This window comes from Enterococcus infantis, from assembly GCF_049166715.1.
Classification (GTDB): domain Bacteria; phylum Bacillota; class Bacilli; order Lactobacillales; family Enterococcaceae; genus Enterococcus_C; species Enterococcus_C leclercqii.
The window spans coordinates 15,462-35,951 of sequence record NZ_JBMHFB010000006.1; the positions used below are offsets into that span (position 1 = coordinate 15,462).

20 protein-coding genes are annotated in these 20,490 nt (G+C 44.1%); 11 read left to right on the plus strand and 9 right to left on the minus strand.

Annotated elements, in window-relative coordinates; genetic code table 11:
* Positions 1-43: 43 nt before the first annotated feature.
* Positions 44-913: a Cof-type HAD-IIB family hydrolase gene (locus ACOMA8_RS08180; protein WP_421369942.1), complete on the minus strand. Its 870-nt coding sequence runs from the start codon at positions 911-913 to the stop codon at positions 44-46.
* Between the two features lie 246 nt (positions 914-1,159).
* Between ACOMA8_RS08180 and ACOMA8_RS08185 the strand changes: the two genes are divergently transcribed.
* From ACOMA8_RS08185 to ACOMA8_RS08195, 3 genes are all read left to right on the plus strand, one after another.
* Positions 1,160-1,849, plus strand: coding sequence for a uracil-DNA glycosylase (locus ACOMA8_RS08185; RefSeq protein WP_161898404.1), 690 nt, complete (start codon positions 1,160-1,162; stop codon positions 1,847-1,849).
* Positions 1,850-2,074: 225 nt separating this feature from the next.
* On the plus strand, positions 2,075-3,061 hold the full coding sequence (pta, locus tag ACOMA8_RS08190) for a phosphate acetyltransferase (RefSeq protein ID WP_421369944.1): 987 nt from the start codon (positions 2,075-2,077) through the stop codon (positions 3,059-3,061).
* 249 nt (positions 3,062-3,310) lie between these two features.
* Positions 3,311-3,844 (plus strand): 3'-5' exonuclease, encoded by a 534-nt coding sequence (locus ACOMA8_RS08195; RefSeq protein ID WP_421369946.1) that lies wholly within the window; start codon positions 3,311-3,313, stop codon positions 3,842-3,844.
* A 227-nt stretch (positions 3,845-4,071) separates the two neighbouring features.
* On the opposite strand, the gene ACOMA8_RS08200 is transcribed toward ACOMA8_RS08195, so the two are convergent.
* Positions 4,072-6,243 carry an alpha-galactosidase gene (locus tag ACOMA8_RS08200; protein ID WP_421369948.1) on the minus strand — a complete coding sequence of 724 codons (2,172 nt, stop codon included), beginning with the start codon at positions 6,241-6,243 and terminating at the stop codon, positions 4,072-4,074.
* 90 nt (positions 6,244-6,333) lie between these two features.
* Between ACOMA8_RS08200 and ACOMA8_RS08205 the strand changes: the two genes are divergently transcribed.
* Positions 6,334-7,128: a helix-turn-helix domain-containing protein gene (locus ACOMA8_RS08205; protein WP_421369950.1), complete on the plus strand. Its 795-nt coding sequence runs from the start codon at positions 6,334-6,336 to the stop codon at positions 7,126-7,128.
* Between the two features lie 82 nt (positions 7,129-7,210).
* Here ACOMA8_RS08205 and ACOMA8_RS08210 read toward each other — a convergent pair whose 3' ends face one another.
* From ACOMA8_RS08210 to ACOMA8_RS08220, 3 genes are all read right to left on the minus strand, one after another.
* Positions 7,211-7,738 carry a GNAT family N-acetyltransferase gene (locus tag ACOMA8_RS08210; RefSeq protein ID WP_421369951.1) on the minus strand — a complete coding sequence of 176 codons (528 nt, stop codon included), beginning with the start codon at positions 7,736-7,738 and terminating at the stop codon, positions 7,211-7,213.
* Positions 7,735-8,202: a tRNA (adenosine(37)-N6)-threonylcarbamoyltransferase complex ATPase subunit type 1 TsaE gene (gene tsaE, locus ACOMA8_RS08215; RefSeq protein WP_421370235.1), complete on the minus strand. Its 468-nt coding sequence runs from the start codon at positions 8,200-8,202 to the stop codon at positions 7,735-7,737. Before tsaE ends, ACOMA8_RS08210 begins: the two co-directional genes overlap by 4 nt.
* A 196-nt stretch (positions 8,203-8,398) precedes the next feature.
* Entirely contained in the window at positions 8,399-9,154 is a 756-nt protein-coding gene (locus ACOMA8_RS08220; RefSeq protein ID WP_161898298.1) for an exodeoxyribonuclease III, read from the minus strand.
* 213 nt (positions 9,155-9,367) lie between these two features.
* Here ACOMA8_RS08220 and ACOMA8_RS08225 point away from each other — a divergent pair, with 213 nt between their 5' ends.
* The 3 genes from ACOMA8_RS08225 (at position 9,368) to ACOMA8_RS08235 (ending at position 13,085) form a co-directional block, all read left to right on the plus strand.
* Positions 9,368-10,276 carry a Gfo/Idh/MocA family protein gene (locus ACOMA8_RS08225; RefSeq protein WP_421369953.1) on the plus strand — a complete coding sequence of 303 codons (909 nt, stop codon included), beginning with the start codon at positions 9,368-9,370 and terminating at the stop codon, positions 10,274-10,276.
* A 325-nt stretch (positions 10,277-10,601) separates the two neighbouring features.
* Entirely contained in the window at positions 10,602-11,501 is a 900-nt protein-coding gene (gene murB, locus ACOMA8_RS08230) for a UDP-N-acetylmuramate dehydrogenase (protein ID WP_161898296.1), read from the plus strand.
* 396 nt (positions 11,502-11,897) lie between these two features.
* A complete protein-coding gene (locus ACOMA8_RS08235) occupies positions 11,898-13,085 on the plus strand; it encodes a hypothetical protein (RefSeq protein WP_421369956.1) in 1,188 nt (395 codons plus the stop codon).
* A gap of 103 nt (positions 13,086-13,188) precedes the next feature.
* Here the strand turns inward: ACOMA8_RS08235 and ACOMA8_RS08240 are convergent, their stop codons facing one another.
* The 4 genes from ACOMA8_RS08240 to ACOMA8_RS08255 form a co-directional block, all read right to left on the minus strand.
* A complete protein-coding gene (locus ACOMA8_RS08240; protein ID WP_161898294.1) occupies positions 13,189-13,833 on the minus strand; it encodes an ECF transporter S component in 645 nt (214 codons plus the stop codon).
* A 49-nt stretch (positions 13,834-13,882) separates the two neighbouring features.
* Positions 13,883-14,449 (minus strand): phosphopantothenoylcysteine decarboxylase, encoded by a 567-nt coding sequence (gene coaC, locus ACOMA8_RS08245; RefSeq protein WP_161898293.1) that lies wholly within the window; start codon positions 14,447-14,449, stop codon positions 13,883-13,885.
* Between the two features lie 74 nt (positions 14,450-14,523).
* Positions 14,524-15,294: a phosphopantothenate--cysteine ligase gene (gene coaB, locus ACOMA8_RS08250; RefSeq protein WP_421369957.1), complete on the minus strand. Its 771-nt coding sequence runs from the start codon at positions 15,292-15,294 to the stop codon at positions 14,524-14,526.
* A 9-nt stretch (positions 15,295-15,303) separates the two neighbouring features.
* Positions 15,304-16,281 (minus strand): YhdH/YhfP family quinone oxidoreductase, encoded by a 978-nt coding sequence (locus tag ACOMA8_RS08255; RefSeq protein ID WP_421369959.1) that lies wholly within the window; start codon positions 16,279-16,281, stop codon positions 15,304-15,306.
* Positions 16,282-16,585: 304 nt separating this feature from the next.
* On the opposite strand from ACOMA8_RS08255, the gene ACOMA8_RS08260 reads away from it, so the two are divergent.
* From ACOMA8_RS08260 to ACOMA8_RS08275, 4 genes are read left to right on the plus strand one after another with little or no spacing between them, the layout of a single operon-like run.
* Positions 16,586-17,677 carry an ABC transporter ATP-binding protein gene (locus ACOMA8_RS08260; RefSeq protein ID WP_161898290.1) on the plus strand — a complete coding sequence of 364 codons (1,092 nt, stop codon included), beginning with the start codon at positions 16,586-16,588 and terminating at the stop codon, positions 17,675-17,677.
* An 11-nt stretch (positions 17,678-17,688) separates the two neighbouring features.
* The gene (locus ACOMA8_RS08265; RefSeq protein WP_421369962.1) at positions 17,689-18,498 is read left to right on the plus strand and encodes an ABC transporter permease; all 810 of its coding nucleotides are present in this window, start codon (positions 17,689-17,691) and stop codon (positions 18,496-18,498) included.
* A complete protein-coding gene (locus tag ACOMA8_RS08270) occupies positions 18,495-19,343 on the plus strand; it encodes an ABC transporter permease (RefSeq protein WP_421369964.1) in 849 nt (282 codons plus the stop codon). The genes ACOMA8_RS08265 and ACOMA8_RS08270 overlap by 4 nt, the downstream gene beginning before the upstream one ends.
* Positions 19,340-20,413: an ABC transporter substrate-binding protein gene (locus tag ACOMA8_RS08275; RefSeq protein ID WP_161898287.1), complete on the plus strand. Its 1,074-nt coding sequence runs from the start codon at positions 19,340-19,342 to the stop codon at positions 20,411-20,413. Before ACOMA8_RS08270 ends, ACOMA8_RS08275 begins: the two co-directional genes overlap by 4 nt.
* The last annotated feature ends 77 nt before the right edge of the window (positions 20,414-20,490 follow it).

Here is a 20,490-nt window from a genome sequence, read left to right on the forward strand (position 1 = left end):
ATTGTTTACTGCGACTGTCAGAGACTTGTTATTGAAGGCACGATTAAAGATCTTCTGCAATCGCGCGACGGATTGCTTTACCAACACCAGATTCTAAATAAGAGTCGGTGAGGTATTTGGCGTATTCTTTTAACTCAAGGTGGGCATTACCCATCGCAAAACTGACTCCTGCCAATTGGATCATGCTGACATCATTCAGATTGTCACCAATCGTCATGACATCTTTTAAGTCGATGCCGCGATCTTTGGCAATATGTGCAACTGCAATTCCTTTTTGTGCATTTTTGTGGTTGATTTCGATATTGTTGGTACCTGAAGAGGTAACTACCAAATCCCCATAACCGTCGATATCTGCAGCCACCGGGCCCAATACAGCGGGGCCTTCTTTATGAAAGCAAATCAATTTTAAGACTTGCAGTCCCTTGTCTTGAATAGCAGTGCGAATGTCTGGTACATAGTGGATTGGCAACTGCTCCAGCTGAGCAGCAGTCATGGCAATGGCCATCTTGCGAGTTAGATGGGGCATCATTTCTGCAATGTGTTCAGCAAACAATTCAATCCGCTCTTCACGACTTTCGGAATAGAGCCCTTGATCAGTAAAGACTTCATAATAAATTTGTCGTTCTTCTAACAGATCCAAAATGGCGCTCGCTTTTTGATACTCAATAGGAACGGTAAAAAGTGAGTTTCCTTCTTCGTCGAAAACGTGCGCACCGTTCAATGTCACCATAGCACAGGTGATGCCGGCTGCTTTTAACGCAGGAAGTGCTTCGGGACGATTGCGTCCAGTGGCAACGATGAACTCGATGCCGCGGGCTTGTGCTTCTCTGATGGCAGCTGTATTTTCATCTGAAATTTGCATACTATTGTCCAGTAAGGTGCCGTCCATGTCGGAGGCGATTAATTTGATCATGTCATTTCCTCATTTTCTGCTTCGTTTCGGCTTGGGAGAATCCTCAGACCCAAGACCTCTCTGTCATCAGTTTACCACAAAATACGGGCTGACTGACAGTTGGATTGTTTGGTCAAGCCAAGACAAAGCAGCCAAAATGACGTACAATAATGCTGACAAAACAGCTGGCCGCACTTTTTTAAGATTTGTTTGCTACAGCTGACTAACAAAAGCACGCGGCAGGCAGTAAGTGGAGAGGATAAAACAGTGAAGACCATTATTCATAACAGTTGGCAGGAGATCTTGTCAGAAGAATTCACAAAGCCCTATTACTTAAAACTGCGGGAGTTTCTTAAACAGGAATACAGCAGTCAACGAATCCATCCGGACATGTATCATATTTTTTCGGCGTTGGAACTAACTCCCTATGAGAAAGTCAAAGTCGTAATCTTGGGGCAAGACCCGTATCATGGAGTAAATCAGGCGCATGGATTGTCTTTTTCAGTGCAGCCTGGAGTCAAAGTCCCGCCCTCACTACAAAACATTTATAAAGAGTTAGAGGATGATTTAGGTTATCCGCCAGTCGCGCATGGTAATCTGGTTTCGTGGGCCCAACAAGGCGTTTTGCTGTTAAACACTGTATTGACTGTGCGGGAAGGACAAGCTTATTCCCATCGTGGTCAAGGTTGGGAGCAGCTGACTGACAAAATCATTGAAGTCTTGAATCAACGGGAACAGCCGATGGTCTTTATCCTTTGGGGCAAACCAGCGCAAGAAAAGCTCAAAATGATTGATCGAAAAAAACATGCCGTAATTATGGCACCCCATCCTAGCCCCTTGTCAGCGTACCGAGGATTTTTCGGCTCGCAGCCTTTTTCCAAAGCGAATGCTGCATTAGTGCAGTTTGGAGAAACACCGGTGAATTGGCAATTACCACAAGTTCCGGAACCTGTGTGATACAATAGTTAAGACTGTTATATCATAATGACCGAACTATGTGAAAAACGTAACGAAGATAAAGCTTTTTTTATGTAACAGCAAATTGAAACTGTTCTTTTTAAAAGGAATAGTGTATGATGAAATGGAAAATATCAGGCACTGATTCACAGCTATTTTATGTTTTTGTGCCTTGCCAGTGACTAATTATCAGCCACGGCTATTAACCAATTGGAGGGTACTCAAGTGGAATTATTTGAAAGTTTGAAGTCCAAGATCTATGACAAAAAAATCCGCATCGCATTTCCGGAAGGGACTGAACCACGCATTTTAGGTGCAGTCGCTCGCTTAAAAGCGGATGGTCTGGTAGAACCAATCCTGATCGGTAACGTTGCAGAAGTCAAAGCAGCTGCAGAAGACCGCGGTGTGTCTGTTGACAGCTTTGAGATCCTGGATCCAAACGATTATGCCAAATTCGATGAAATGGTAGCGGCTTTTGTCGAACGACGCAAAGGCAAAGCGACAGAAGAACAAGCCCGCGAGATCTTAAAAGATGTCAACTATTTCGGTACGATGTTGACTTATATGGGCATTACTGATGGTATGGTTTCTGGTGCGGTTCACTCAACTGGCGATACCGTTCGTCCAGCACTGCAAATCATTAAAACCAAACCAGGTGTCAGCCGGACAAGCGGTGCGTTTTTGATGGTTCGTGGTCGCGACCAAGAAAAATACCTGTTCTCTGATTGCGCAATCAATGTGAACCCTAATGCGCAAGAATTGGCTGAGATTGCCGTAGATTCCGCTAAAACAGCAGAATTGTTTGATATTGATCCTAAAGTGGCTATGTTGAGCTTCTCTACGAAAGGTTCTGCGAAAGCACCAGAAGTTGACAAAGTAGCAGAGGCAACTAAAATTGCACAAGAATTGGCGCCGGATTATTTGATCGATGGTGAACTGCAATTTGATGCTGCTTATGTGGCTGCCGTCGGTGCCTTGAAAGCACCTGAATCACCAGTAGCCGGAAAAGCAACAGTCTTTGTCTTTCCAGATTTGCAATCCGGAAATATTGGCTACAAGATTGCCCAACGTTTCGGTGGCTTTGAAGCGATTGGACCAATCTTACAAGGCTTGAATCAACCAGTTTCTGACTTGTCTCGTGGTGCCAATGAAGAGGATGTTTACAAACTGTCCATTATTACTGCAGCACAAGCCTTGAGCAACGAAAAATAATTTTTAACTGAAAGATCGCAGTCGGTATTCGTGTCGGCTGCGGTCTTTTTGGTAGAAAAAAAGATTTAGAACGACTTCGCTTCTTAGACGAATACAGCTCTTCGCAGTAAATTATCAGTGGAATTTGGAGAAGTATTTCCGTAAGCAAACCTTTCACTTTTGGTAAAATTTCCTTTAATGGCACCGGTTTTTAAACTGTTTGTGGTATATTTTTTTGAAAAAGATTATTGGAAACGAGAGTGGCAGAATATGAACTTTATCGCGATGGATTTTGAAACAGCCAATTTCAAACCTTACAGTGCTTGTTCGCTGGCGCTAGTCATGGTGCGGGACAGTCGCATTGTAGGGGAATATTATACATTGATAAAACCAGAGACCGAGTTTTTCTGGAAAAATATCCAGATTCATGGGATTCGACCTGCTGACGTAGCCCAGGCACCAAAATTTCCGGAAGTTTGGGAACAGATTGCCCAGTACTACAATCCGAAAAGCTTAATCGTCGCCCACAATGCACCTTTTGATAACGGTGTTTTAAAGGGGTGCTTGGATTATTACAATCTGGAACAGCCGGAGTTTTTGTCGTTGTGTACAGCCCGGACTAGCCGCAAGTTATATCCTGAGTTTCCTAATCATCGTTTGAATACGATGTGTGAAAAGTTGGCCATTCGCTTAGACAATCATCACGATGCACTAGAGGATAGTCGGGCTTGTGCGGAGATTTTATTGCGACAAGAAAATGATTTTGGCATTGAACCCTTGAAAAAACTGGTGACGATTCAATAGAAGAACGCTGATAATCTTTCTGACACTGTTTGTTGAAGCAAAAGCAAATGACAAGCAACCTCCACTGGTCTGTAGTGGGAGTTGCTTGTCATTTTATTGTTAACTATTTCAAAAATTGATATTTCTTTCACTTTTAAAATACAAATATCGTAATTATCACAGGCACTCTTTCTAGTCTATTACGTGGGGAACAAGTCTTGTTAGTTAGAAATATTTTACATAGGATTCTACAATTTTTGGTAGTGCCGGTAAAAACTTTGAAAATCACTATTCATAGGAGGAATCAAGATTCCAGCATGGTTCAGTTCGCTTCCGCTATAGCGTTCTTGACTAGTTGCTTCCAAGTAGTCTGCATCATCATCCAGATACTTCAGCTGTAGTTGGTGAATTTGCTGTGCTGACTGCGCGAGGCCATTGCTGTAGACTAACAATGCCTCAATCTCGTTTTTAAATAGCCAGGCTGTGGCGAAGAGGTGATCTGGTAACTGGAGACGATAAAATTCACCGAATTGAAGCAGCTGACGGTGGGCTTTATAAAAAGTGATTTGTTGCCGAATTATTTCCAGATCTTCTGGTGTTTGTTTTTGAAGAGACAATTCATAGCCAAAATTTCCGCTCATTGCAACTAGACCACGAGTTTCCAAAGGCGTAATTCGGCCTACTTGGTGATTAGGAACATCTGAGACATGGGCCCCCATCATAACTGGTGGATAAAGATAGCTGTAGCCAGATTGGATGCGCGTACGACAGAGGGCATCAGAGTTGTCACTAGTCCAAGTTTGAGGCATGAAAGCCATCATTCCCGGGTCAAAGCGACCGCCCCCGCTGGAGCAATTTTCAAACAGTACGTTGGGGTAACGCCCAGTGATAGTCTCTAAAATCCGATACAGTCCGAGAACATAGCGGTGACTGATTTCTTTTTGACTATCTGCTGGCATCAGTTGATTACCGACTTCTGTCAAATGGCGGTTCATATCCCATTTGATGTAATCTACATGGCCATCCTTGAGATAACCATCCAGCATATCAATCAAAAAATCTTGTACGTTTTTTTGACTAAGGTCCAGTACCAGTTGTCCGCGTCCTTCTGTCATGGGATAGTTGGCTACTTGCAGGACCCACTCGGGGTGTTGTCGGAACAAGTTACTGTTCTTTGAGACCATTTCCGGTTCGAACCATAAACCAAACAGTAAGTCTTTTTCGTGGATTTTTTTTGCTAGTCCAGTGATGCCTTCGGGAAGCTTGGTCGTATCTGGCTGCCAGTCTCCTAGAGAAGTCGTGTCGTCGTCTCGTTTGCCAAACCAACCATCGTCTAAAACAAAGAGTTCAATCCCAAGATCTTTAGCTTGCGTTGCTTGAGAGAGAAGCTTTTTTTCAGTAAACGAAAAGTAATTTCCTTCCCAAGTATTCAACAGAATCGGCCGAGCTTTATTCTGCCAAAATTCCGGGATTAAATGCTCTTGGTAGAGTTTGTGGAAGGTTTGTGACATTTTGTTGAAGCCGCTATCACTGAAATTTAACACCACTTCTGGTGTTTGAAATGCGGCTTTTGGCGAAAGTTTCCAACTGAATTCTTCTGGATGAATTCCCAGCTGGACACGGGTACTACCGTATTGCTCCACTTCTGCTTGGGCTAAAAAGTTGCCGCTGTAAATTAGGTGAAAGGCGTAAATCTTTCCTTGATCTTCAGTGGCTTGAGGCTCTGCTAAGGCGATGAAAGGTTGATGCTGTGGACTGCTAGTCCCTCGTAGGGAGCTAATTGCCTGAATGCCACTACGCAAATGACTGCGATTGATATTGGCTTCATCCGTGTGAGACCCATCCAATGTCACAAAGTCAAAGTCTTTTGAGGGAAAATCTAACAACATTGATCCCGCTTGTTCCAAGTAGACAATTTGTTCAGAGTCGTTGTGGTAAGTGATACTGCGAGTAATTACTGGACGGTCCGGGTAAATGGTGTAAGTCATGACTTGACTCAGCTGTTGAATAGTATCCACCAAAGTAATTTGTAGTGTTTCCGCAGCTGGACCACGTAGCGAAGGCAATCCGGCTAGCTGTGGCTTGCCGGTTATAATCTGATAGTCACTGAATTCAAAGGCGGTCACTCCTTCGCCAGCTAAATTGCGAAATCGATAATTGGAAACACGGTAATCGAGACTACCATTCGTGCTGGTTTCCAGAGGCAGCGTATTTAATGAAAAGTGACGCTCCTCGGCGATTGGATTGGTAGCAAAGCCACGACCAATCAGCTGTAGTTGATTGCTACCATGATAGCTAGTCAATGGGGGGCCAAAATAACGATGTGTAAGATATTTACCTTTTTCAATCCCGATGACATAGCTGAGTTGATCATTTTTTAAATGGAAAAACTGTTGTGATTCATCAAAAGTTATCAACATAATTAAGCCCTCATTTCTATTTGCTTAACCAGAGTGTACGCTGCATAATAGAAGACAACAAGACGAGATAATTGTAGGGAGGGTAAAATATTGCAGACATTTCTACGACAATACCATTATGTACAAACACGCCAGTTGCCGATATTGCAAGCAGCTAGCTGTGGGCAGGGAAATCAAGAGTACAATTGGGATGCTAGTGTACGCAAAGAGCGACTGGTAGTCTTGCAGGTGACCCTCAGTGGTTGCGGATTTTTGGAACACCATGGGGAGGTCAAAGAACTGCCGGCTGGAAGTGCCTTTTTAGCAGCGATGCCTGGGAATTTTCGCTACTATGGCGAAGATTGGCAATTCTTTTATTTAGAATTTTCATCAATCTTCAGCCAATGGTTAGAGCTACCCCTGGCAGTTTTTCAATTGACAGAGGAAGAATTGAACCATTGGCAAAAACAAATCCAACAGTTAGAGGAACTGCCTCTAAGTCTCTATAAAAATGCCCAAATGGCCATGACTCTTTTTTTGGAGATAAATACTTTATTGGCAAAAAAACAGGTACCCCAAGACCCACTCATCAAAAGAGTTAAAAAATACTTGGATCGTCATTTTCAAGAAGATCTGAGTTTGACTGAGGTGGCAGATCATTTTGGGTTATCCAAATACCAACTGATTCGCAAGTTCGAGGAAAACTACCATACAACACCGATTACTTATCTGAAGAAAATCCGTGTTATCCACTCATTGGAGTTACTGTTGGGGGAAGATAAAATTGCAACAATTGCTCGCCAAGTAGGCTATGCCAACGGGAACTATTTCAGTAAGGTGTTTCGCAGTGAGATGGGAATGAGTCCCAGTGAGTATCGAGATAGTCGCAAACGCTACGGGCAATGAATTTGTTATCGAAGTAGTAAGGCAAATGCAAAAAAAACGATTGCGACCTGTTTGATCGCAATCGTTTTTTTCTATGGGATTTTTAATCAATCATTCGGCTCATGAGCCAAACATCTAAAAAGCGACCGTCATCGGCACGGGCGCCTCGGACTAATGTTCCTTCAATAGAAAAGTCGAATTTTTGATACAAGGCAATTCCTCGCTGATTGTGGACTTGAACAGTGAGTTCTAAGCGTCGGATGATTTCAGTTTGTTCTGCCCAATAAATCACTTCGTCCAGCATTAAGCTGCCTAGGCCGACACCCCAGTATTCTTGTAAAAGGGCGATGCCGACTTCACCGATATGGCGGGTACGGGGATCACTGTCAGCTGTTACTGATGCAATTCCTGCTAAAGCTCCCGTGGAAGTTTCGGCTACCAACAACAAATTATTGGGACTTTCTTCAATGGCTGTCAATTGATGGCCCAATAGTTCCGGTGTAAGATCCATGCCGAAACGGTCCAGCGCGATGAACTCGGTTTCACTGCCTAAAAGCTGCATCAGCTGTAATAAGTTTTGGGCATCGGCAGCTTGGGCTTCTCGCAAATGAATTTCTACAGGCCCTTTCATGAAAGATTCTCCCAAGCAGCCAGAATTCTTTGTTCAAAAGCACTTCCTTGTGTACCGAAGACTTGGAAAGAAGCTTTGCGACGATCAGGATCTGCGCTGTCTTTCTCCAATATCAATTCCAGATAGTCTGCTGGCAGACTGTCTGCCAACATGTTGCCCCATTCAACTACGGAAAGGCCGTCACCTTCGAAATATTCATCTAAACCCAGATCGTCGGCACCATATTCTACCCGATAAATATCCATATGATACAGCGGCAGGCGACCGGCAGTATATTCTCGGATGATTGTGTAGGTGGGACTTTTGATCATTTGAGTGATCCCCAGTCCTTTAGCGATTCCTTTAGTCAAGGTGGTTTTGCCAGCACCTAGATCACCAGTCAATACCAAAACATCTCCCGGCTGTGCTACTTTTCCGATGAGCTCAGCTAATTTTTCAGTTTCTGATACATTTTGCAGCAGCATCTCAGTCATTCCTTTCACCACCGCCTGTCTGAAAAGTTCAGCATGCCAGCGGCCTCTTTGCTAGGGTCAGTATACCTGTTTACTGGTAGTAACGCAAAACCCGACATCCTTTAAGACAATTTGTATAAGAAACACCAAACAGCACCGTTTCTTTGCTACGAAACGGTGCACTGTAAAAACTCTGTGGGTCGAAAACTTACAAATGAATATCCAGTTCTACCGGGCAATGGTCGCTGCCGAAAATATCTGTGTGAATCTTGGCATCTGACATTTTGTCCTTCAAATCCTCGGAGACGACAAAATAGTCAATGCGCCAACCTGCATTGTTTTTGCGGGCGTTAAAACGATAGCTCCACCAAGAGTAGACCCCCTCTAAATCAGGGTAAAAGAAGCGGAAGGAATCGACAAAACCGGAATTTAGCAGTTGGGTGAATTTTTCCCGCTCTTGAGGAGTGAAACCAGCATTTTTCTGGTTGGTTTTCCAGTTTTTCAAATCAATGTTTTCGTGGGCAACGTTTAAGTCACCACAAAGGATTACCCCTTTTTTACTGTTCAACTGATTGAGATACTGACGAAAATCGTCTTCCCAAGTCATACGATAATCTAGTCGTTTCAGTTCGTTTTGAGAATTTGGGGTGTAGCAGCAGACTAGATAAAATTCTGGATACTCCAATGTGATGACCCGGCCTTCTTGATCATGAGATTCAAGACCAATACCATAACTGACAGATAAAGCCGGTTCTTTGGCAAAAATCGCTGTTCCGGAATAGCCTTTTTTGACAGCATAGTTCCAGTATTCGTGGTAATTTGGCAAATCCATTTCAATTTGACCGGCTTGCAGTTTGGTCTCCTGCAAACAAAAGAAGTCGGCGTCTAATTCATTGAAGACTTCCATAAAGTTTTTTTGCATCACGGCGCGCAAGCCGTTGACGTTCCAAGAAATCAATTTCACGTATCATTTCCTCCAGTTGGTTTTTAAAGCAGTGGCAGCTGTTATCGTAATCCAGGATTACTATTGCGAAAAATTTCAATCAATAGCAGGGCATCTGATGATACAGCCGGCTGTTAAAACCTGTTTCTCTGTTCATTTTAACGAAAGTTGCGGTAAGATGAAAGAAAACACCCCTGTCAAAATGAGACACGAAGCAGGAGAAAGAGGCGTATTATGAAAGTTGGAGTGGTTGGAATCGGAAATATCGCTCAAAAGGCATACCTGCCAATTTATGCTGAAGCAAGGGACCAGGCGGATTTTTACTTCGCCAGTTCACAGAAAAGTACCCGCCAGTTGCTGAAAAATCGCTATGGTTTTAAGCATGTTTATGAAAATATAACAGAGCTTTTGGCCGAAAAAATGGATGGCATACTGATTCATGCAGCCACCAAAGCGCATTATTCGTTGATTAAAAAGTGCTTGGAAGCCGGCGTTCATGTTTTTGTGGACAAACCGCTGACAGAATCAGCTGTTCAAAGTCTTGAATTGCAGCAGTTGGCCCAAAGACGCGGACTGCTCTTGATGGCCGGCTTCAATCGGCGATTTGCGCCGTTGGTTCAAGAGTTAAAAGCCACACCGGAAAAGCATCTCTTGATCTTGCAAAAACATCGAATTAATAAGCCGCAGCCAGTCAAATTTGTGATTTATGATCTGTTTTTACATCTGGTGGATACCGCAGTCTATTTATTAGAAGAGCCGGCTGTGTTTGCTGGCGGCGGGCTGATGGTCAAAGATGGGCTGTTACACCAGGCACATCTACAGTTGAAAACAGCAAGTAGCAGCGCTTTTTTGCATATGGATCTAGTGAGTGGTACCAATTTGGAAAATTATCAGCTGACAGCCACCAATGGCCGGTTAGAGCTAGCAGAATTGACTCGTCTGACAGTGACAGACCAACAACAAATCGTTGAAAAGCGGGGCAATGATTGGGAAACAACGCTAACTAAGCGAGGCTTTGCACCCATGGTCACGGCCTTTTTAAAGGGAGTCGAAACCGGTGATGGTAGTTGTCTACGCCAAGAACGGGTGTTGCTGAGTCATCAATTGTGTGATGAGTTATTGCAGCACGCAAGCCAAGATTAGCACATCAGCACGACAGCCCCAGAGCTCTGATTGCTGTTTATAATAGAGCAAGCCTCAAAGACTAAGGGCAGTCGCAGCTTTCACCACGGACTAGCCACCTTTTACAACTCGTGCTAAAATAAGCGAGATGTCAATTGACCGCTGTTTGTAGACTCTATCCGATAAAAAAGTACGAAACAGGATATAGCAAATGCGAGAAAAACAGTGAGTAAACACAGATTCTGAGTCGCTAAATGTGCAGTAACTTACCAAGAATTATAAAAGCAAACTGCAATAAATACTACGCTGACAGCAGAACCTGTCTATAAAAAGAGAGGGACTATTCTTGAAAAACGAATTTAAAGCACAATTTCCCACCATTACAATTTTAGTGGATGAGCCGCTAATGAATTATACCTTTACCAAAACCGGCGGACCAGCTGATTTGTTAGCCTTTCCTAAATCTGCGGAAGAAACGAAGGCGCTGGTGGATGCTTGCAGAATACAGCAGATTCCCTGGATGGTGTTGGGCAATGCCAGTAATTTAATCGTCAAAGATGGTGGTATTCGCGGTCTGGTGATTATGTTGTCAGACATGACAGCAGTCACCGTGACAGATACGCTGATTACAGCAGAAGCAGGCGCTAAGCTGATTGATACCACTTATGAGGCACTGGCGGCTTCTTTGACAGGATTTGAGTTTGCGTGTGGTATTCCTGGCAGTATTGGTGGTGCAGTCTTTATGAATGCCGGGGCTTACGATGGGGAGATTCGAGAGGTCTTTGAATCTTGCGATGTGCTGTTAGCAGATGGCTCGATTCTGACGTTAACCAATGCTGAGATGGATTTCAGCTATCGTCATACGATTATTCAAGAAATGGACGGCATCATTTTACGGGCTCGTTTCCGTCTGACACCTGGAGATCACCAGCAGATTGAAAAACGGATGAAGGAATTGACGGAGTTGCGCTTGCTGAAGCAACCGCTGGAATATCCATCCTGTGGCAGCGTCTTTAAACGTCCGCAAGGTTACTTTACCGGAAAATTGATCCAAGATGCCGGCTTGCAAGGCTTAAAATGGGGGGGCGCGCAGATTTCCGAAAAACACGCCGGCTTCATCGTTAATATTGACAATGCCACCGCAACAGATTATATCCAGCTAATCGCTCACATCCAACAAGTCATTAAAGAAAAGTTCGATGTGTCACTGGAAACGGAAGTTCGGATCATTGGTGAAGATCAATAAGCCGTTTGTTTAGATAACGAGTTATGTTTTATATCAGCAGCCACGAGAAACGAATCGCGGCTGCTATTTTTTGGCAACCAGCCAGCAAGCATACTAAAAAGATGAAAATGATTGTTTTTGATACTGTGAAAAATGAGGCTTCTGGAACCAGCCATCTGCTAGTGTATTAAACCGTTGATCTGTGAAAGAGCAGAAAATCAGACTCGGCTCAGCTGAAGTACCGTCAGTAGCGAGTGCGTCTCATCTGACTTGAAAGCGAAGGTAAGATAGTGCTTACAGTAAAAAATGCGAAAAACGATAATCAGAAAAAGCTTCCTATCTTGAAATACCCGTGCTCCCTTGGTATGCTCAAGTGGAAATAAAATAATTGTTATTTATGAGAAAAGAGGTAGAATCATGAAAAAGGTTAGGGTACTGGTAGGTGTTTTAGTAGGGTTCTTGTTACTGACCGGTTGTGGCAAGAAGGTGCAAGAAGAATATTATGGGGCGTTGAACAGCAACACGGAAAATAAAACCGTCGATATCAGCTTTAAAATCGATCAGTTGGAACTTGCTATGGCCAATGATGAGGATGCTGCAGCAGGGATGCTGGCAAACAGCATCTTGAACAGCTTGAAAGATGCGCAATTGACCGGCACAGTTGCCAATGATACAAAAAATGACCGGCTGCAGATGGATTTGGAAGTCAAAGTGTTAGGTTCTACTTTTCCAGTGGAAATTTTGACAGACAATAAAAAACAAATCGCTTATATGTCTACCGATATTTATCAGCAAATCATGACATTGGCCGGATCTCTGATGGGGAGCGGGGATCTGGGAGCAGCGGTAGATACAGAGGCTTTAAAAGGAAAGTATCTGGAATTAAACGCCGAAGACATGAAAGATTTACTAGCAAGTAGTGGCAGCCAAGAAACTACGGAAAGTGGTACCGCAGCAATCACCGCATTGCAGACAAATAGCGACCTCATGAAGAAGTGGTTGTTGACCTTGGAGGCGGATACTTTCAAAAAAGACGGCGATAAAATCAGCCACACTTTCACGAAAGAAGAGCTATCTGATTTTGTAGCCTATGCTGAAAAAAACGGTGACAAAGAAGCCAAAACGGCCGCAAGCCAGTTGAAAGAAACCTTACAAGATCTGACGGTCTTTGATTTGGCAACGACAGTGGATACCAAAAACGGTGCACAGGATATGAAAATGACGATGACCGGAGCGGCGGACGGCAATACGATCAATGCGGCATTCAGCGTCACAATGAAACCTACCGACAAAAAGGCGGAAGTCAAAATGCCTGCCGCAGATCAAATTGTGACAGAAGAACAGTTATCCGATCTGTTGGGGGCTGGCGATCTTTCTTCCGGCGATTTGACAGAGGAAGATTATGATTTTTATGATGAAGGCGACTATGAAGAAGAACCGCTGACAGATGAAGAATTCCAACAAATGTATGACGAACTGGCAGCCACCAAAGAAGATTACACACCAGAAGAGCTGCAAGATTATTTGGACATCTTTGAAGATTACGTGACACCAGAGCAGTTTGCTAAACTGCAAGAACTCCTTTCCGAGGGTAGTTCCTTGTGAGAAAAGCGTAGAGAAGAATACAATGATTGAATCAAAAAAAAGCGACCTGCAATCGGAAATTACCGAATCAGCAGATCGCTTTTTTACTTTTCACCTATAAGTGTTACAGAATTTCAGTTTCGTTTTTTCGGTTCAGACGCAGCAAAATGCTGGCAATTGCTGTAGTTAAGAGGCCGCCGACCAGAGCTTCGGGTACCCCTTGTGTACCAATGACGGCCAAAATAGCACCATAGACTTGATCTGCACCTTTATCAATCAGTTTTCCATACGCGTCCTTGAATAAAAAGTAAATCAGGTTCATCACCAGCAAAGTGTTGGTGAGACCTCCTGAGACACCGGCAATAAACAAGGCAACACCGTTTGCCTTGTCTTTTGACAGGCGACGGCAAAGTTTATAGACATAATAAGGAACAACACCAATCAAAATACGCGGAATGATTGCGACGATCAGTGCCTTCCAACTGCCGTGATCGGTTCCGATGATGGGAATAAAAGGTGAAAAGACAAATGCCAAAGCGCTGGGACGTGTCGTGGCATTGATGACACTCATCACACCGAAACTAGCTCCCAAAAAGGCGCCCAATCGCGGGCCTAAGACTACAGAAGCGATGATCACTGGTACGTGGAGAATCGTCGCATTTAGTGGTCCGATGGGGATGAAACCCAAAAACGGTACCACCGACATCAAGATCATGATTCCTAAAAAGAAGGCAGTCAATACGATATCAAAGGTTTTCTTATTTTTCATTGTGCTAACTCCTGTCGCAATGGATTATGGTGGGAAGATTGCCTGTCGTTCAGTCTTGGCTACGGTCGTTTTCCGCCAGTTCGGTTTCGATGGCTTTGACGATCATTTCGACTGTGGCCAGAGCCCCCCGTCCGAAATCACCGCAAGCTAGCATAGCTTCCCGCGGCTCTATCTCTTTATACCCAACTTCCTTCAAGTAAGCAAGATTTTTTTGATTGACGGGATTTTGATACATATAGGTATTCATAGCTGGAGCGATCATGCGGGGCGTTCCGGGACGAATCGCCATTGCAACCGTTGAAACCATGTCATCAGCAATTCCGTTAGCCAATTTACCGATGGTGTTGGCAGTAGCCGGTGCGACGACGAAGAGATCTGCCTGTTTAGCTAAATCAATGTGGTTGATCTGATCGGGTTGGTTTTCAGCCATGACATCGGTATGGACTGCTCGCTTAGATAAAGATTGTAACGTCAGTGGGGTGATGAATTTTGTAGCATTTCTAGTCATCAAAACGTCAACAGCATAGCCCCGCTTTGTGAGCTCATTGGTAAGATCGGCTGCTTTGTAAGCAGAAATGCTGGCGGAGACTCCCAGCAGGATATGTTTTTGTTTCATGAAGAAAACTTCCTTTCCATAAAGTATAATCGTGCACTAAGTCTCAATGGCTGAAATTTGAAAGCTATTGAGACTTAGCCTTTGTTGACAACTCTCGCTGCTACGGTGGTTAAAATCAGTTGAGCAATCGCAGATTTGGAATTGGCCTCGCCTTTGACGCCGGTATGATCTAACAGATAGCCGTGATGTTGTCCTTCTTTGATGGAGGTCAGGTCATTGGCCAATACATAGTCGGCTCGGTTTTTTGCTAGATTGTCTGCGGCTACTTTGAGTAATTCCTCTTTGGTAACGTCCACTAGCAATTTGAAGCCAACTAAAAGCGTCTGCGGCTGCTTTTCTTTAATCATGGCGATGACTTTTGGCGTCTGTTGCAATACCAAAATCAAATGCTCGGTTTGGGAGGATAGTTTTGTTTGAGTTTGGGTTTGCGTCGCGGTTTTTCGCAGCAATTCATTGAAGCGCTGCCCATCAAGCATCTCGTCGTTGTCACGAGTAGACAACCAATCATTAAAAACAGCTAACCAAGTATCCTGGTCGCTTGAAACTTCAGGGGTAAAGTCGCTGACTGCCATCGAATGGATCACTGCATCATAAGGCTGCTTCTCTAATAGAGCTGCCATTGTTTCATGTAACTGCTGCGTATTTTCGATTCGGTGCAGTCGGATGCGAGGATCGATTGGCGGTTCGACGGCGCCCTTGGCTATGATGTAATCAACAATGGTGGTTTGTTGGGCCAATGCTGCTTTTGACAATTCTACGCCTAACTTTCCAGAAGAGTGATTGGTAATGGCGCGGACCTCGTCGATTTTTTCGGAGGTACCACCGGCTGTAATCAAAATGTGCATATTTTTCACCTACATTCTAACGATAGTGCGGCCGCTGTGCGTACCGGCCAAAAGCGCTTGTGCAATTTGGGGAACTTCAAAAAGAGAGACTTCTGTAACCGGCAGATTCTGTAAAAAGTGCAGATTCTGCGCCAATTCCTGCCAGACCTGTACACGCTGTGTCATAGGAACATTTACCGAGTCAATACCTGCTAAGGTGATTCCTCGTAGGATAAAAGGCAAGACCGTAGTAGTCAATTTGATGCCGCCAGCATTGCCGCACAGTGCAGCTACCCCACCATAATAAACGGTAGGCAGAATCTGTGCCAGTAAATCGCCTCCGACTGTATCAATCACGCCATGAAATTCTTGTTTTGAAAGGGGCCGGGGCTTTTCTGTGATGAAATATTCCGGTTGGATGATTTCAGTAGCACCCAACTTTTTCAATTGATCGGCTACATCTTTTTTACGACTGACCCCTGTAATATTTTGATAGCCAAGCTGTGATAACAAGGCAATAGCAAAACTACCCACACCACCACTAGCTCCTGTGACTGCTACCGCTTGTTCAGGCGTTGTTTTAGCAACAACCTCGCGAAGTGCTAAAGCAGCAGTAAAGCCAGCTGTACCAATAAGTGCAGCCTCTCGGAGACTCATGGTTTCGGGCAGTGGCACGAGCCAAGAGGTTGGAACAGCCTGAAATTCACTGAGGCCACCGGGATGACTGACTCCCAGACCAAAGCCGGTCACTAGTACAGGCAAGCCCTCAGGAAATTGGGGATCGCGACTTTCAACGATGACACCAGCTAGATCGATGCCAGGCGTCATGGGATATTGACGAAGGACGCCGCCTCTTTCACTTAGCGCCAGCGCATCCTTATAATTGACTGCCGACCACTGTACGCGAATCAGCACTTCGTCGGCTTTGGGTTCGGGCCGGGGAATCTTTTCTACAGTAACGGCGAAGGTTGGTTCGTTTTTTACGATTAATGTGTGGCTTGTTTTCATGTTACAAATCCTCCAATCAAAAGAAAATGACAATTTGCAGAAAGTCGTCATTTCCCCATTTCTTTCCAATCAATGATACCATAAACACAGTATGCCGCCACAGGATATCTTCTTGGAAACAAAGGGGAAAGACCTGCCTGCAACAGGGATTTCCCTCTGAAAATATTTCTGGAAACGGGCCTGAATTTTTGCTTGTTTTTTCTGCAAGAATCAGTATGCTTATGAAGTAACTTAAAAAAACGGAAGTAGCGTTTCAAAAGGTGCCACAACGGCAACGAAACGCTATAAAAAGGGGAGGACGACAGTGGCAAAACCGATCATTTCATTCGAGCACGTGACTAAGCGCTATGAAGATACTGACGATGCGGTGCTGAAAGATATCAGTTTTGATATCGAGGAAGGAAAGTTTTACACATTATTAGGACCATCCGGCTGTGGCAAGACCACCATCTTGCGGATCATCGCTGGATTTTCCGAAGCAACCGAGGGAGACATTTATTTCGATCAGAAACGAATCAATGACATCCCCGCCAATAAACGCCTAGTAAACACGGTGTTCCAGGATTATGCGCTATTTCCGCATATGAATGTTTTCGAAAACGTAGCATTCGGCCTGAAGATTAAAAAATTGCCGAAAGCGGAAATCGAAAAGAAAGTAATGGAGGCTTTGCGCCTGGTCCAGCTGAAAGGCTATGAGAAACGTGAAATCAGCGAGATGTCAGGTGGACAACGGCAGCGGGTGGCTATCGCCCGAGCCATCGTTAACGAACCGAAAGTTTTGCTTTTGGATGAGCCATTGTCTGCTTTGGACTTAAAACTGCGGACGGATATGCAATATGAATTACGGGAGCTGCAACAGCGCCTGGGGATTACCTTCATCTTTGTCACCCACGACCAAGAAGAAGCGTTGGCGATGAGTGACATCATTTTTGTCATGAACAAAGGTAAAATTGTCCAAAGCGGCACACCAGTGGATATCTACGATGAACCCATCAGTCACTTTGTTGCGGATTTTGTCGGTGAATCCAATATCGTTTCCGGCACGATGATTGAAGACAACCTAGTCGAATTTGTAGGCAAACGTTTTGAATGTGTCGATGGCGGTATGCGGCCCAATGAGCCCGTCGAAGTCGTCTTGCGACCAGAAGACCTTTCTATCACGACAGTGGATCGGGGCAAGCTGGTGGTAAAAGTCGATACTCAGCTTTTCCGCGGCGTCCACTATGAGATTATCTGTTATGACGAAGACGGCAATGAGTGGATGGTCCATTCTACCCGTAAAGCCAAAGAGGGTAGCCAAGTTGGCCTGTATTTTGAGCCGGAAGACATTCATGTGATGCGTTTCAACGAGTCAGAAGAAGATTTTGACGCTCGTTTGGAAAGCTACGAAGAATAGGGGGCGCGGATATGACAAAAATGCGGCGCCTTTACTCAGTTCCTTATTTTTTCTGGCTGTTGTTGTTTGTGATTGCACCGGTATTGTTGATTGTCTACCAATCGTTTTTTGATATGGACGGCAACTTCACCTTTGCGAACTATCAAACGTATTTAGGCAGTGGCAAATACCTGACCATGACGCTAAATTCAGTCGTTTATGCTTTTTTTATCACTGTTTTGACACTAGTGATTAGCTACCCGGCGGCTTATTTTTTGACGAAGCTCAAGCACAAAGACTTGTGGCTGTTGTTGATTATTTTGCCCACCTGGGTGAATCTGCTGTTGAAAGCTTATGCCTTTATTGGGATATTCGGCGTTCACGGTGGCATTAATAATTTCCTGGGACTCTTTGGAATCGCACCGAAACAGATTCTCTTTACCGATTTCAGCTTTCTGGTGGTTGCCACTTATATCGAACTGCCATTTATGATTATACCGATCTTCAATGCCTTGGAAGAATTGAATCCGTCATTGATTTTTGCTAGTCGCGACTTAGGAGCCAATAGCTTTGAAACCTTCCGGCGAGTGATTTTCCCACTGTCTTTAAATGGTGTTAAAAGTGGTGTCCAAGCTGTCTTTATCCCCTCCTTGTCACTGTTCATGTTGACCCGTCTGATTGGCGGCAACCGAGTGATTACTCTCGGGACTGCCATCGAACAACACTTTTTAGTGACTCAAAACTGGGGGATGGGTTCGACTATTGGTGTGATTTTAATCATTGCCATGTTTATCGTGATGCTCCTCACCGGTGAAAGAGGGAAAGGGGGCCGCCGCGCATGAAGAAAAAGAAATTTCGTTGGTCAAATTTTTATTTGGCAATCGTCTTTATTATGTTGTACCTGCCGATTTTCTACTTGATTTTTTACTCCTTCAATGCCGGCGATTCCATGAACAGCTTCAGTGGTTTTTCACTCCAGCATTATCAAGCAGTCTTTCAAGACACTCGCTTGATCATTATCGTGTTGAACACGTTCATGTTGGCCTTTTTGTCGGCACTTTTGGCAACGGTTATCGGAACTTTCGGTGCAATGGCGATTTATTACACAAAAAAACGCCGTACGCGTACAGCGCTGCTATCGGCGAATAATATTTTGATGGTTTCACCGGATGTCATCATTGGTGCTAGCTTCTTGATCTTTTTTACGATGGTGGGAAGCGTCTTTAAAAGTTTCCAACTTGGCTTTACCAGCGTTTTGTTGAGCCACATAGCGTTTTCAATTCCAATTGTGGTTTTGATGGTCTTGCCAAAGCTTCAGGAAATGAATGATTCCATGGTGGATGCCGCACGAGATTTGGGTGCCAATAATTTGCAAGTGTTGCAGAATATCATTCTGCCTTTCTTGACCCCAGGTATCATTGCCGGCTATTTTATGGCTTTCACCTATTCACTGGATGATTTTGCCGTGACCTTCTTTGTTACGGGAAATGGCTTCACCACGATGTCCGTAGAGATTTATTCTCGTGCTAGACAAGGAATCAGTTTAGAAATCAATGCTTTATCGACACTGGTCTTCTTGTTTTCTATGATCCTGGTTGTGGGCTATTATTTCATCAGTAAGGAAAACCGCGTGAAAAAAACGGGACGCCAACGCCGTAAAGGATTGGAGGTGCCGGAAATCCGATGAAACGACTACAATCTTTGATTATTGGAATCATAGCGATCATTTGTGTGTTACTTTTGGGGGTTAAGCAGCTGGAACACGCAACGGGAATGGCCGGTGCCAAAGTCGTCAATATCTACAACTGGGGTGACTATATTGATCCTGATTTGATTGCAAAATTTGAAAAAGAGACCGGCTACAAGGTAAATTACGAAACTTTTGATTCCAATGAAGCCATGTTCACTAAAATCCAGCAGGGTGGCACTGCTTACGACATCACCATCCCTTCTGAATATATGATCCAAAAGATGATGAAAGAAAACCTATTGATTAAGCTAGACCACAGCAAGATCAAAGGGCTGGCGAACATCCACGAAGATTTCTTGGATTTGAGTTTTGATCCAGGCAATCAATATTCCATCCCTTATTTCTGGGGAACGTTGGGCATTGTCTATAACGATAAATTTATCAAAGAAGGCGCCCTCACTTCCTGGAATGACCTTTGGAACAAAGAGTACCGGGACACGCTGATGGTTATCGACGGTGCCCGAGAAGTCATGGGAATCGGGCTTCAAAGCTTAGGTTACTCTCTGAATTCCAAAGACGACAATCAACTACACCAGGCATTTGAACACTTAAAAGGGTTAACCCCCAATATCAAAGCCATCGTAGCTGACGAGATCAAAATGTACATGGCAAACGAGGAAAGCTCACTGGCCATCACCTTTTCTGGAGAAGCCGCGGACATGATGTCTGAAAATGAACACCTTCATTATGTCATCCCGAAAGAAGGCTCCAATCTTTGGTTTGATAATATTGTCATTCCAAAAACGGCTAAGAACGTTGACGGGGCCTATGCGTTTATCAATTTCATGTTGGAACCGGAAAATGCGGCACAAAACGCCGAATATATCGGCTACTCCACGCCAAATGAAAAAGCCAAGGAACTATTACCCAAAGAGGTTTCTGAAGATCCCCAATTTTATCCAACTGATGACATGTTGAAAAATATGGAAGTCTACGAGGATCTGGGCAAAGACTACCTGGGGATTTATAACGATTTGTTCCTTGAGTTAAAGATGTACAGGAGATAATGGTAAAACTCAGTAAGAATGGGGATTTATCAACGTTCTAAAGAGCTAAAAATCCTTCTTTTTCTATCTGAGTTTTC